At 42.6% G+C, this 12,993-nt stretch carries 15 protein-coding genes, 1 pseudogene and 2 other annotated features (1 of these 18 cut by a window edge); of the genes and pseudogenes, 15 read left to right on the forward strand and 1 reads right to left on the reverse strand.

Going from position 1 to position 12,993, the window contains the following annotated elements; translation table 11 throughout:
- Positions 1 to 154 precede the first annotated feature (154 nt).
- The 13 genes and pseudogenes from speD (at position 155) to NXM86_RS03535 (ending at position 10,740) form a co-directional block, all read left to right on the forward strand.
- On the forward strand, positions 155 to 529 hold the full coding sequence (gene speD, locus NXM86_RS03475; RefSeq protein ID WP_003248680.1) for an adenosylmethionine decarboxylase: 375 nt from the start codon (positions 155 to 157) through the stop codon (positions 527 to 529).
- 136 nt (positions 530 to 665) lie between these two features.
- Positions 666 to 1,064, forward strand: a complete 399-nt coding sequence (locus NXM86_RS03480; protein WP_062679221.1) for a hypothetical protein — start codon at positions 666 to 668, stop codon at positions 1,062 to 1,064.
- Between the two features lie 68 nt (positions 1,065 to 1,132).
- Positions 1,133 to 1,594, forward strand: coding sequence for a transcriptional regulator NrdR (nrdR, locus tag NXM86_RS03485; protein ID WP_015864769.1), 462 nt, complete (start codon positions 1,133 to 1,135; stop codon positions 1,592 to 1,594).
- Between the two features lie 73 nt (positions 1,595 to 1,667).
- The gene (locus NXM86_RS03490; protein WP_062679220.1) at positions 1,668 to 3,053 is read left to right on the forward strand and encodes a replication initiation and membrane attachment family protein; all 1,386 of its coding nucleotides are present in this window, start codon (positions 1,668 to 1,670) and stop codon (positions 3,051 to 3,053) included.
- 15 nt (positions 3,054 to 3,068) lie between these two features.
- A complete protein-coding gene (gene dnaI / locus NXM86_RS03495) occupies positions 3,069 to 4,004 on the forward strand; it encodes a primosomal protein DnaI (RefSeq protein WP_041269723.1) in 936 nt (311 codons plus the stop codon).
- 98 nt (positions 4,005 to 4,102) lie between these two features.
- Positions 4,103 to 4,975, forward strand: coding sequence for a putative sporulation protein YtxC (gene ytxC, locus NXM86_RS03500; protein WP_498958620.1), 873 nt, complete (start codon positions 4,103 to 4,105; stop codon positions 4,973 to 4,975).
- A gap of 349 nt (positions 4,976 to 5,324) precedes the next feature.
- Positions 5,325 to 7,259, forward strand: a complete 1,935-nt coding sequence (gene thrS, locus NXM86_RS03505; RefSeq protein WP_062679219.1) for a threonine--tRNA ligase — start codon at positions 5,325 to 5,327, stop codon at positions 7,257 to 7,259.
- 167 nt (positions 7,260 to 7,426) lie between these two features.
- Positions 7,427 to 7,560: a sequence feature (ribosomal protein L20 leader region), on the forward strand.
- Positions 7,561 to 7,603: 43 nt separating this feature from the next.
- The gene (gene infC, locus NXM86_RS03510) at positions 7,604 to 8,176 is read left to right on the forward strand and encodes a translation initiation factor IF-3 (RefSeq protein WP_285755524.1); all 573 of its coding nucleotides are present in this window, start codon (positions 7,604 to 7,606) and stop codon (positions 8,174 to 8,176) included.
- Between the two features lie 21 nt (positions 8,177 to 8,197).
- Positions 8,198 to 8,392 (forward strand): annotated as a pseudogene (gene rpmI, locus NXM86_RS03515) (50S ribosomal protein L35).
- Positions 8,393 to 8,417: 25 nt separating this feature from the next.
- Positions 8,418 to 8,774, forward strand: a complete 357-nt coding sequence (gene rplT / locus NXM86_RS03520; RefSeq protein ID WP_062679218.1) for a 50S ribosomal protein L20 — start codon at positions 8,418 to 8,420, stop codon at positions 8,772 to 8,774.
- A 64-nt stretch (positions 8,775 to 8,838) separates the two neighbouring features.
- Positions 8,839 to 9,090 (forward strand): DUF1294 domain-containing protein, encoded by a 252-nt coding sequence (locus tag NXM86_RS03525; RefSeq protein ID WP_498958621.1) that lies wholly within the window; start codon positions 8,839 to 8,841, stop codon positions 9,088 to 9,090.
- 12 nt (positions 9,091 to 9,102) lie between these two features.
- The gene (locus NXM86_RS03530) at positions 9,103 to 9,588 is read left to right on the forward strand and encodes a dUTP diphosphatase (protein ID WP_062753162.1); all 486 of its coding nucleotides are present in this window, start codon (positions 9,103 to 9,105) and stop codon (positions 9,586 to 9,588) included.
- 66 nt (positions 9,589 to 9,654) lie between these two features.
- A complete protein-coding gene (locus NXM86_RS03535; RefSeq protein ID WP_498958622.1) occupies positions 9,655 to 10,740 on the forward strand; it encodes a M42 family metallopeptidase in 1,086 nt (361 codons plus the stop codon).
- A gap of 275 nt (positions 10,741 to 11,015) precedes the next feature.
- On the opposite strand, the gene sspI is transcribed toward NXM86_RS03535, so the two are convergent.
- A complete protein-coding gene (gene sspI / locus NXM86_RS03540) occupies positions 11,016 to 11,231 on the reverse strand; it encodes a small acid-soluble spore protein SspI (RefSeq protein WP_015864757.1) in 216 nt (71 codons plus the stop codon).
- Between the two features lie 175 nt (positions 11,232 to 11,406).
- Here sspI and msrA point away from each other — a divergent pair, with 175 nt between their 5' ends.
- Positions 11,407 to 11,934 carry a peptide-methionine (S)-S-oxide reductase MsrA gene (gene msrA, locus NXM86_RS03545; protein ID WP_015864756.1) on the forward strand — a complete coding sequence of 176 codons (528 nt, stop codon included), beginning with the start codon at positions 11,407 to 11,409 and terminating at the stop codon, positions 11,932 to 11,934.
- Between the two features lie 3 nt (positions 11,935 to 11,937).
- Complete coding sequence (locus tag NXM86_RS03550; protein ID WP_081188833.1) at positions 11,938 to 12,702, forward strand: TrmH family RNA methyltransferase; 765 nt, start codon at positions 11,938 to 11,940, stop codon at positions 12,700 to 12,702.
- Positions 12,703 to 12,821: 119 nt separating this feature from the next.
- Positions 12,822 to 12,993: a binding site (T-box leader), on the forward strand; it runs 65 nt beyond the window's last position.

Here is a 12,993-nt window from a genome sequence, read left to right on the forward strand (position 1 = left end):
TCGTGAACTTCTTAAAGGCAACGGTAATGTGACTACTTAAAGGGTTAGGACCTCTTAGGACTAACTTTCCCCCGTGGTAGTTATACATGCCATATTGCAAAAGAGTTTCATGCTTTATTTTTTAAGAAAATTTGTTTGAAGGGGGATTAATGGAATGGACACAATGGGTCGTCACGTTATCTCAGAATTATGGGGATGCGATTTTGATAAGCTGAACGACATCGAATTTATTGAGAAAACGTTTGTTGATGCTGCGTTGAAATCTGGAGCAGAAATTCGCGAAGTCGCATTCCACAAGTTTGCGCCACAAGGTGTTAGTGGAGTTGTTATTATTTCTGAATCGCACTTGACTATTCATACGTTTCCAGAACATGGCTATGCAAGTATCGATGTTTACACATGTGGACACTTAGATCCGACAATTGCGGCGGATTATATCGCCGATAAACTTGGAGCACAAACGCGTGAAACGATTGAACTTCCGCGTGGCATGCGTCCAATTGAAGTGAAAAAAGCACAAGCATTATAATTAACGAGCGAAATTAAAAGAGGTGCGAAAGACGCGCCTCTTTTTTACTTGTCTAATATACATCTTAGTCAAAAATGATGATATGATAATAGTAATTACGGAGCGTTATAAACAGAAAAATAAGGGGAAAGTAATGATGAGTGTTTGGAAAAAGCTAAAATATGCGTTAACCAATCATTGTGAAACGAGAGAAAATCATGAGGACGAACAGTTGCGGAGCCGTTACTATAAGGCGACAAATAATACTGTAATCCAGACGGTAAAAGAATTGTTCACTTCTTCACCTGATTATGAATTATTATCTGTTTCTGAAGAAAGAGGAGAGTTCAGCGCGACAACTCGCCGTGGAAAAAAAGTATTCATTGTGGTTACTGTCATTTCCGTTCGCCCGCTAGAGACAGCGGTCGATTTTTCGGTCACAACGGAAACAACCTTTTTGCCATTTGATTTTGGGCGGAGTCGGCAGGTCATCATTGATTTATATCGAAAATTGGACCAACGCCTTCCATACATTGGGTCGGGAATGAACGCATAGCGAAACAACTTGCCCGCTGTTATTTGTTCCGTTATCATAAAGATAAGAATAAAAACGGAGTTGGTTATATGAGATGCCCATCATGCCAGCATCACGGCACAAGAGTCCTTGATTCGCGTCCGGTGGATGAAGGACGTTCGATTCGGCGCAGACGGGAATGCGAACAATGCCACTATCGCTTTACAACATTTGAAAAAGTGGAAGAAATGCCGCTGATTGTCGTGAAAAAACAAGGAATGCGCGAAGAATTTAGCCGTGATAAAATTTTGCGCGGTTTAATTAAAGCGTGTGAAAAGCGTCCTGTTGCTTTAGAAGAACTCGAAAAAATTACGCAGGACATTGAAAGGGAGCTTCGCAATCAAGGAGTAGCGGAAGTGAAAAGCGAAACGATCGGTGAAATGGTGATGGAACGTTTATCGAAAGTGGACGAGGTTGCTTACGTCCGTTTTGCTTCCGTGTATCGCCAATTTAAAGATTTAAATGTATTTATTGAAGAACTAAAAGAGCTAATTAAAAAAGAACAACGTTAAAAAGGGCTTTTTGCGCAATAGATAATAAGCCCTTTTTTTCATCGTTAAAACTTAATACGGAAGGTCGAGAATAATGGAACATCATTGGAAAGAATTAATTCCTGTTGACCGTTATACGGTACGGAGCAATGGAGTGTTGCATGATTTTGACCGAAAAGTGCTCACTCTCCTTTATCAACCGCTAATAGGCCATCGGGCATTAAGTCTTTATATGACGTTATGGTGCGAGCAGGAGCTTCTTTCGGAAAAAGAAACGACCCATCATAGTTTAATGGTGCTTATGCAATGCAGTTTGCGAGAAATCTATGAAGAACGTTTAAAATTAGAAGGAATTGGGCTATTAAAGACGTATGTCAATAATGAAGAACCGAAATTGTTTATTTATGAGCTGCAGCCGCCGCTTACACCAGAGCAATTTTTCATGGATGGAATGCTTAACGTTTTCCTCTATAACCGTATCGGCAAACATAAGTTTCAAGAGCTGAAACAGTTCTTTTCCACCCCATCCATTGACCAAACGAAATTTTCTCCTATTACTCGCGCGTTTCATGATGTATTTGCGTCTGTGCATGTGGAACAAATGGTTGCTAATATGAATGAAGAAACGCAAGAAGATTTGCGGCTTGTTGATGGGTATGAGTATATCAGCAGAAAAGAGAATACGTACGAACTTAGCGATGATGTATTTGATTTCGAACTATTTTTTGCCGGTTTATCTAAACATATGGTGCCAAAGCGGGCGATTACGGCAAAGGTAAAAGAAGCGATAAAAAAATTAGCCTTTTTATACGGTGTTGGACCGCTTGACATGCAAAAAATTGTCATGAGTGTGATTGATCCGTCTAACCATATTGATATCGATGCATTGCGGAAAGCCGTTCATGAGTGGTATGAATTTGAACGCGGAGATTCTCCTCCTAACTTAAGTTCGCGAGTGCAGCCGCTTCCGTATCGTACGATGACGAATGTCGAACCAAAAACGAAAGAGGAACTGTTGATAAAGCAGCTTGAAACCATTTCCCCCCGCCAATTGTTAATAGAAATATCTGGCGGAGCCGAACCATCGATGAGCGATTTGCAGCTGATTGAGGACATTATGTTTCAACAGAAATTGCTTCCGGGTGTTGTGAACGTATTAATTTATTATGTGATGTTGCGTACAAATATGAAACTATCCAAAGCATATGTTGAAAAAATTGCCAGTCATTGGGCGCGGAAAAAAGTACGCACCGTCAAAGAGGCAATGGAGCTGGCAAAGCAAGAAGCAAAAACATATCAAAGCTGGGCAAATGAAAAAAGCAAAAGAACAAACAGAAAAGCAGTGCGAAAAGAATTGTTGCCAGAATGGCTTAATATGGATTATAGTCAAAACGATGATCAAGACAAAGAGGAAAATATCAATATCGAAGAAAAGCGCCGGGAATTAGAGGAACGATTAAAAAAATACCGCAATGAATAATAGGATGTGGAAATGATGGAACGAATGGATCAACTGTTAAATCGACTGCTTCATAAAAAAGATTTTCAACAGCGCTATGAACAAATGAAACGACAAATTTTGTCACACCCAGAAGTACAAGCATTTTTACGTGAACACGAGCGGGAAATTACAAAAGAGATGATAGACCGCAGTTTAATGAAGCTGTATGAGTTTATGGAGCAAAGCAAAAACTGCGCACAATGCCCTAGTTTAGATCAATGCAAAAACTTTTTAAAAGGATATCATCCTCATCTTGTTATAAAAGGAACTGTCATTGATGTCGAGTATGACCGCTGTCCGGCAAAAATAAAATATGATGAACGAAAACGGCAGGAATCACTGATTCAAAGTTTGTTTGTTCCGCGTGAAATTTTGCAAGCTTCGCTGTCTGACATTGATCTTACCGATGAGGGACGAATGAAGGCGATTGAACTTGCCGATCGTTTTGTTTCGGAGTATGAGCCGGGAAAAAAGATGAAAGGACTTTATTTATATGGATCATTCGGCGTCGGAAAAACGTATATTCTTGGCGCGATCGCCAACGCGCTTGCGCAAAAAAACGTTTCGTCCCTTATCGTGTATGTGCCGGAATTTTTCCGTGAGTTAAAAAGCTCGCTGCAAGACCAAACGATTAATGAAAAACTCGATTATGTCAAAAAGGTGCCGATTTTAATGCTTGATGATATCGGCGCGGAATCAATGTCAAGCTGGGTGCGCGATGACTTATTAGGTCCTATTTTGCAATATCGGATGTTTGAAAACTTGCCGACATTTTTTACGTCGAACTTTGATTTACAGCAATTAGCGCATCATTTGACCTATTCGCAGCGCGGGGAAGAAGAGCAGATGAAAGCTGCGCGCATTATGGAGCGGATCCGTTATTTGGCACATCCAGTAGAAATAAAGGGAAGAAATCGCCGGCTTGAATAGGATATTTCCTTAGTGGAAATATCCTTTTTTATTCTAAACGACCGTTTGTCCCCATATATATAGAACAAGCATTTAACTCGTAAAAGGGGGGACAACGTTTGATTGAAATTTATTTTGAACAAGCCAATGATGCTGAAAAGTTGTTTTGTTTGCTGAAAGAAAGGCAGAAAAAAACAATGAATCTGCTCTTTCAAGCAACATACAATGGAGATTCCCTCGTCACGATTTACATATATGACAACACCGATCAGGTTATTTTATCAGATTTAATACCAGCAATGACAAAATTTATTCTTCGTTTTATCGAAGATCGGCTATTATTATCGATTATTTCTGGCACGTTTTATTTTCAAGATAAAGAAGAACAACATCAAATTTTACAGCTTGCCCATTCCTTTCTCGATGGGGAGCGATATGATTATCGAAAGGGAAAGCAATCTTCCATTTCACGGGAAACATTGATTGCGAACGCGCTACAGCACTTTTTAAAAGATGGTCTTTCCTTTTCCTTTTCATCCTTTATTACGTTTCGCCTGAAGCCATATATGGAACGGCTCCAACACTACGTCGAACTTGCTATTGATGAATATAAACTAGAGCAGGAATATCAAAATTTTGTGCAAATGTTGCGTGACTGTGTGTCATCCAAAAAGCCGAAATTATCCGTCATTCATTTAGTCCACAAGCCGCCATCTTTTCTTTTTTTTGATGAAAAGTTATGCGAAATAACAGCGAGTGAATTAAAACAAATGATCGACCGTAATTTGATCATCTGCCAGCCGATGTACATTGATTCTTCCATATTAGCACCGCTTGTGTCTATTGCACCGAACATCATTTATTTGTATACAGACGATATCGATGATGGGATGATTCAAACGATTCAAAATGTATTTCAAGAGCGGATTTTCCTCTGCAGCCAAAGCGATTTTGCAAAATATCGAGCCATCGGCGCAAAACAAGATAGATGAACTTGATTTTTTCCTATACTCATTCTATAATAACGTACATAAAAGAAATCCGGAAAAGTGATGATGAGGACACGGGTGTATTTTTACGGTTTCCAGAGAGGGAAGGCATCGGCTGCAACCTTCCTAACACGAAAAATACACTTACCACCTCGGAGCTGCGGCAGTGAACGACGTAAGTCTAGTAATTGTCGACGGTACGACCGTTATTCTATTCGAGCCATCGCCAGAGGCGAAGTATGTCTTTTTTGCCAGCGGTGGGAAGAAGGGTGGAACCACGAAACAAACTCGTCCCTTTGTTGAGGGAGGAGTTTTTTTATTTTCAACACGAAAGAAGGAGGAGGAAAAGTGTATGTCGGAAATGATTCGCATTACATTCCCTGATGGAGCGGTAAAGGAGTTTCCAAAAGGAACAACGACAGAACAAATCGCTGCATCGATTAGCCCGGGATTAAAGAAAAAAGCGATTGCCGGCAAACTAAACGATCGTTTTATTGATTTGCGCACACCGATTCAGGAAGATGGATCGATTTCGATCATTACGCAAGATATGCCAGAAGCGCTGGACATTTTGCGCCATAGTACTGCCCATTTAATGGCCCAAGCGATTAAGCGTCTGTATAAAAATGTAAAACTTGGCGTCGGTCCGGTCATTGAAAATGGTTTCTATTACGATATCGATATGGAAGAATCATTAACGCCGGAAGACTTGCCGAAAATTGAACAAGAAATGCGGAAAATTGTGAAAGAAAACTTGGAAATTGTCCGGAAAGAAGTGAGCCGCGAAGAAGCGATTCGCCTTTACGAAGAAATTGGCGATGATTTAAAACTGGAATTAATTAACGATATTCCAGAAGGAGAAACGATCTCCATTTACGAACAAGGCGAATTTTTTGACCTTTGCCGCGGTGTCCACGTTCCATCGACAGGAAAAATTAAAGAGTTTAAGTTGTTGAACATCTCAGGAGCGTACTGGCGCGGAGACAGCAATAATAAAATGCTGCAGCGCATTTACGGAACGGCGTTCTTCAAAAAAGAAGATTTAGATGAATATCTTCGCCAGTTGCAAGAAGCAAAAGAACGCGATCATCGCAAATTAGGAAAAGAGCTTGAATTGTTTATGACTTCGCAAAAAGTCGGACAAGGGCTACCGCTTTGGCTGCCAAAAGGGGCAACGATTCGCCGCATTATCGAGCGGTATATTGTGGACAAAGAAATTGAATTAGGTTATCAACATGTTTATACACCAGTGCTTGGCAGTGTCGAATTATATAAAACTTCCGGCCACTGGGATCATTACAAAGACAACATGTTCCCGCCGATGGAAATGGACAACGAACAGCTTGTGCTGCGCCCAATGAACTGTCCGCATCATATGATGATTTATAAAAACAAGATTCATAGCTATCGGGAGCTTCCAATTCGCATCGCCGAACTTGGAACGATGCATCGCTATGAAATGTCTGGAGCGCTTTCCGGCTTGCAGCGCGTCCGGGGCATGACATTAAACGATGCTCACATTTTTGTGCGTCCAGACCAAATTAAAGATGAGTTCAAACGCGTCGTTAACTTAATTTTAGAAGTATACAAAGACTTTGGCTTGGATGAATATTCGTTCCGGCTTTCTTACCGCGATCCACATGATAAAGAAAAATATTACGATGATGATGAAATGTGGGAAAAAGCGCAAAACATGCTGCGTGAAGCAATGGATGAATTGGGATTAGAGTATTATGAAGCCGAAGGGGAAGCGGCGTTTTATGGTCCGAAATTAGACGTGCAAGTGCGCACAGCGCTTGGAAAAGACGAAACATTGTCAACGGTGCAGCTTGATTTCTTATTGCCGGAACGCTTTGATTTAACATACATCGGCGAAGACGGCAAACCGCATCGCCCGGTTGTCATCCATCGCGGGGTTGTTTCCACGATGGAACGTTTCGTTGCGTTTCTGATTGAAGAATATAAAGGCGCGTTCCCAACTTGGCTTGCCCCAGTGCAAGTCGAAGTGATCCCTGTGTCGCCAGCAGCGCATCTCGACTATGCGTATAAAGTGAAAGAAGCGTTGCAATCGCAAGGATTCCGCGTCGAAGTCGACGAACGCGATGAAAAAATTGGCTACAAAATTCGTGAAGCGCAAATTCAAAAAATCCCTTACATGCTTGTCGTCGGTGACAAAGAAATGGCAGAAAATGCCGTCAACGTCCGTAAATACGGCGAACAAAAAAGCGAAACGATGTCTCTCGACGATTTTATTGCCGCTCTGAAAGCGGAAGTGCGTCGAAACTAGGCAATACGAAAACCGTGAAGTTCTTTCTTCACGGTTTTCGCATTTTCACTTGCCAAACTGCCAATGATTCGCTATAATGAAAGACGTTGTTTGTCAATCAAGAAAACCGCCTTGACATGCCACTTCCAAGGTGATATATTGTATAGAGTGAATAGAATACTTGTTTGTGACTAAAGCAGAAGCACCCCGCTTCTCACCTGGTTGACGCCGGCATGGCTGTTGACAGGTCGTTACGGTTCGCGATATTGTTTTCGAACGTAAGTAGTGTGGGTGTCGTATGCATCCACACTTTTTTGTTAGCAGGAAAAGGCTGATGATCGGCTGTTTTTCCGGAACCGCTCAAGTTGGGTGTGCGATGCGACAAACAAGTAATTCGGAAAAAACCTTGGAGGTGGCTGGTTATTAGCAAAGATTTTATTATTAATGAAAATATTCGTGCACGCGAAGTCCGTTTAATTGACCCAAATGGTGAACAATTAGGAATTAAATCTCGACAAGAGGCGCTTGAAATTGCTGCAAGATTAAATCTTGATTTAGTTCTTGTAGCACCAAATGCGAAACCGCCGGTATGCCGCATCATGGATTACGGCAAATTCCGCTTTGAACAGCAAAAGAAAGAAAAAGAAGCGCGTAAAAAACAAAAAGTCATCAACGTCAAAGAGATTCGCTTAAGTCCAACGATTGAGGAGCACGACTTCAATACAAAGCTCCGCAACGCGCGCAAGTTCCTTGAAAAAGGCGACAAAGTAAAAGCGACGATTCGCTTTAAAGGACGGGCGATTACGCATAAAGAAATCGGTCAACGCGTATTAGAGCGATTCTCCGAAGCGTGTTCGGATATCGGCGTTGTCGAAACTGCGCCAAAAATGGACGGACGCAGCATGTTTTTAGTACTGGCACCGAAAAATGACAAATAATCGAGTGAGGAGGAACACCCTATGCCAAAAATGAAAACTCATCGTGGCGCTGCAAAGCGTTTTAAAAAGACTGGTACTGTAAATTAAAACGCGGTCATGCTTATACAAGCCATTATTTGCAAGAAAACGCAAAACAAAAACGTAAACTTCCAAAGCACGCTTGTATCTCCTGGCGACTTTAAACGCATTCGTCAATTGCTTGACAACTTGAAATAATGGAGACATATAGGAGGGAATATATATGCCACGTGTTAAAGGTGGAACGGTAACGCGCAGACGTCGCAAAAAAGTGCTGAAATTAGCAAAAGGTTATTTCGGAGCGAAACATGCTTTATATAGAGTCGCAAACCAACAAGTAATGAAATCGTTAATGTACGCGTATCGCGACCGTCGTCAACGGAAACGCGATTTCCGCAAACTTTGGATTACGCGCATCAACGCAGCAGCACGCATGCACGGTCTTTCGTACAGCCGTTTTATGCACGGTTTGAAATTAGCGGGTGTAGAAGTAAACCGCAAAATGTTAGCGGACTTGGCGGTAAACGACCAAGCAGCGTTTGCACAACTTGCAGAACTTGCAAAAAGCAAACTTCAATAATGAATGAAGCAATGGCCATTCTCGTTTATGGGGATGGCCATTTTTTCATAGAAAGGAAATCAACATGGTACAATATATTGTGTTCATCAATCTCATCGGTTTTTTCATCATGGCAGCTGACAAATATAAAGCGAAACATCGAAAATGGTGCATTGCCGAAAGTACGATCTGGTTCATTTCTATCATTGGCGGTGCGATCGGCACAACGGCTGGCATGCATTTGTTCCGCCACAAAACGAAACACCGTTCCTTTCGTTACGGATTGACGCTTATTGCCGCCATCGAAGCAATGACATGCATTATTTTTTACTTATAGGAGGAGAAAAATATGGATTTATCGTCACTTTACTCGCTGCAGCGGCAGTTGGATGAGCGCATTGAAGCGCAACACAGATTACAGGAGGAAGATTTGTTTGATAAAAAAATACTTGCTTTACTTGTCGAAATTGGCGAACTTGCGAATGAAACACGCTGTTTCAAATTTTGGAGTGTGAAGCCGCCGTCTCCGCGAGAAAAGGTGCTCGAAGAATACGTCGATGGCCTTCATTTTATTTTATCGCTCGGCTTGGAGAGTGATTTTCTATATTCCGAGATTCCGCCGCAATTGGCTACTTTGCCGCTTGTCGAGCAATTTCTCGTTGTTTTTCGAGCGGCGGATGAGTTTAGAAAAACGAAATCACGGCAAAGCTATAACCGACTGTTTACCGAGTATTTGCTGCTTGGCGGACAGCTAGGCTTTTCTATGGAAGAAATCGAACAAGCCTATAAACAAAAAAATCAAGTTAATCATGAGCGGCAAAATCAGAATTATTAACCAATTTTGTACATTCCTGTTGTTTCGTGTATAATAATGAGGATGAAAAAGGAAAGGGGTTTCATAATGGCAAAGCTAGATGAAACATTAACGATGCTCAAAGAATTGACGGACGCGAAAGCCGTTCCAGGAAACGAACGGGAAGCGCGCGAAGTGATGAAAAAGTACATAGCTCCTTATGCCGATGAAGTAACGACAGACGGTCTTGGCAGCTTGATTGCGAAAAAGAAAGGCGATAGCGACAGCCCGAAAATTATGGTCGCTGGGCATTTAGACGAAGTTGGTTTCATGGTGACGCAAATCGATGAGAAAGGATTTATCCGCTTTCAAACGTTGGGAGGCTGGTGGGGACAAGTGATGCTGGCTCAACGCGTGACGATTTTAACGAAAAAAGGCGAAATTACAGGTGTGATTGGCTCGAAGCCGCCGCATATTTTGCCTCCGGAAGCGCGAAAAAAACCGGTTGAAATCAAAGATATGTTCATCGACATCGGAGCGACAAGCCGTGAAGAAGCAATGGAATGGGGCGTTCGCCCGGGTGATTCGATCGTTCCATATTTTGAATTTACCGTGTTGAATAATGAAAAAATGCTGCTTGCGAAAGCATGGGACAACCGCATCGGCTGTGCGGTTGCGATCGAGGTGTTAAAACAACTGAAAGATACGGGTCATCCAAACGTCGTGTACGGTGTTGGAACGGTGCAAGAAGAAGTTGGTTTGCGCGGAGCGAGAACAGCGGCTCATTCCATTCAGCCGGATATCGCTTTTGCTGTGGACGTCGGCATTGCCGGCGATACGCCAGGGGTTTCAGAAAAAGAAGCGATGGGCAAGCTTGGGGCAGGACCGCACATCGTCTTATACGACGCAACAATGGTATCGCATCGCGGTTTGCGCGAATTTGTGATCGATGTCGCTGAAGAACTCAACATTCCGTATCATTTTGATGCAATGCCAGGCGGCGGCACCGACGCCGGCGCAATCCATTTGACGGCAAGCGGAGTTCCATCGCTGACGATTGCGATTCCAACGCGCTACATCCATTCTCATGCTGCGATTTTGCACCGCGATGACTATGAAAATACCGTGAAGCTGCTTGTCGAAGTCATCAAGCGTTTAGATGCGGAAAAAGTTAAACAAATTACATTCGAATGATCAGCGAAGAAAAGCCGGCAAATCAATGTCGGCTTTTCTTTTTAGCGAAGGGATTACAGAAGTGAAAGATAGAGATGCGGGAATGAAAAAACATATATTAGCATAACAAACTTAGGGGGAAGAGAAATTGGTTTCTGTGAATGTATGGAATGCGGATGCATATGATGAAAAGTTATCGTTTGTGTCTGAGTTAGGGATGGCGTATGGATTGCGGATTATAAACGGATTCGAATGATAGCGGTGAAGGAGAAAAGGGAAGCGAAAAAACTTCCCTTTTATGCATGTTGTTTGACTGCTTGTTCCAGTGTTGTAAGCATTTCCTCTTTTTGCTGCTCGCTCGAATGTTTCCAAATCTCTTCAAAGAGGACGCCGAGCCCCGGCAAATATTTTTCCTCTCCACGCTGAATCGCATCAACAATCGTATCTTCCAATTGCTCCTTCGTGTTATTGGCGATATTTTGTATAACCGCATGGCGCAAGTTTAAATCCATTCCATTCACCCCTCTATATATAGTACAAGCTTATTTTTAACGGGAATTTTTCTGAATATGTATGAGAAATGCAAAAATGAAAACAAATTGTTTGTTGATTTGATTTGTTTGGTGTTTGATCGCTGTAATTTTTGCTATAATGAAAAATACGATTTTACATGGAGGAGAGAGAAACATGGAAAAAGCAACATTTGCCGGAGGCTGTTTTTGGTGCATGGTCACTCCATTTGAAGAACTCGATGGAATATACGGCATTGTTTCCGGCTATACGGGCGGACATGTCGAAAACCCGACATATGAACAAGTGAAAACGGGAACGACAGGGCATTACGAAGCGGTGCAGATTACATTTGATCCAAACGTTTTTCCATACGAACGATTGCTTGAACTGTATTGGTGCCAAATTGATCCGACCGATGACGGCGGACAGTTTCATGACCGCGGCCCGCAATATCGGACAGCGATCTTTTACCATAATGAAGAGCAGCGGCAAAAAGCGGAAGCATCAAAACGGGCGCTTGAGGAAAGCGGGAAGTTTTCCAAGCCGATCGTCACGAAAATTTTGCCGGCAACAAAGTTTTATCCGGCCGAGGAATATCACCAAAACTACCATAAGAAAAACCCAAAGCATTATAAAGAAGACCGCGCCGCATCAGGACGCGATGAGTTTATTGCCAAGCATTGGGGCGTAAAGGGGAAGTGAACGTTGAAACGAATCCAGTCCACCAAAAATCCGCAAGTGAAAGAATGGAAAAAACTGCTCACGAAAAAAGGCCGGGAAAAAATGGGGTTATTTCTAATTGAAGGTTTTCATTTAGTCGAAGAAGCGCTAAAGAGCCATGCGCCTCTTGTTGAACTGATTGTTGACGAAAAAAAGGAGATTCCTCCAAGCTGGAATGCGGGTCACCTTCCTGTAACGATCGTGACAGAAGAAGTGATGAAAGCGATCAGTGATACGGAAACGCCGCAAGGCATCGCGGCCGTATGCGAACAGTTTTCCTATGGCGATATAGACTGGACGCAGGCGAATGTGCTTCTGATTGACGCCGTACAAGACCCGGGCAACATCGGCACAATGATCCGCACCGCCGATGCGGCTGGAATCGATGCCGTTATTCTTGGCGAAGGATGCGCTGACTTGTATAATCCGAAAGTCATCCGCGCTACCCAAGGTTCGCTTTTTCATCTGCCGATTATTCGCGGAAATCTCCGTGAATGGATCGAGCGTCTGCGCGAAAAAAATGTCGCGATTTACGGAACAGCGCTGGAAAATGGGGAAGATTATCGTCATATCAAACCGGCGCGTCCGTTTGCCTTGCTTGTCGGCAATGAAGGAAGCGGGGTTCATAAGAAATTGCTGCAAATGACGACGAAAAATTTATACATTCCGATTTATGGACAGGCCGAGTCGTTAAATGTTGCCGTCGCTGCCGGGATTTTGCTTTATCATTTACGGGACGCAAAAGCATAGGCTGTTTTCATATAGATTGTGTGTGTTGCGCGATGTTCGCCGTTTGCTTATAATATAATACAGCATTATTTATCTGAACATATGGGATATAAAGATAATATAAAAATAGGGAAATATAGAAAACAACGATGAAAGAGAAGAGTAGCTTGCCACTCGCCATCCAGGGAGAAAACGCCGTAGACTGGGAGCGTTTTTATGGTAGAAGCAAGTGAATTCACCTCTGGAGTTGACACCGGGACCATTCCGCGCTTGCGGAATGTAAAGGTGTTCCGGCCTATGCCGTTATCACAA

The sequence above is a fragment of the Geobacillus sp. CX412 genome, assembly GCF_027942335.1.
Taxonomy (GTDB): domain Bacteria; phylum Bacillota; class Bacilli; order Bacillales; family Anoxybacillaceae; genus Parageobacillus_B; species Parageobacillus_B toebii.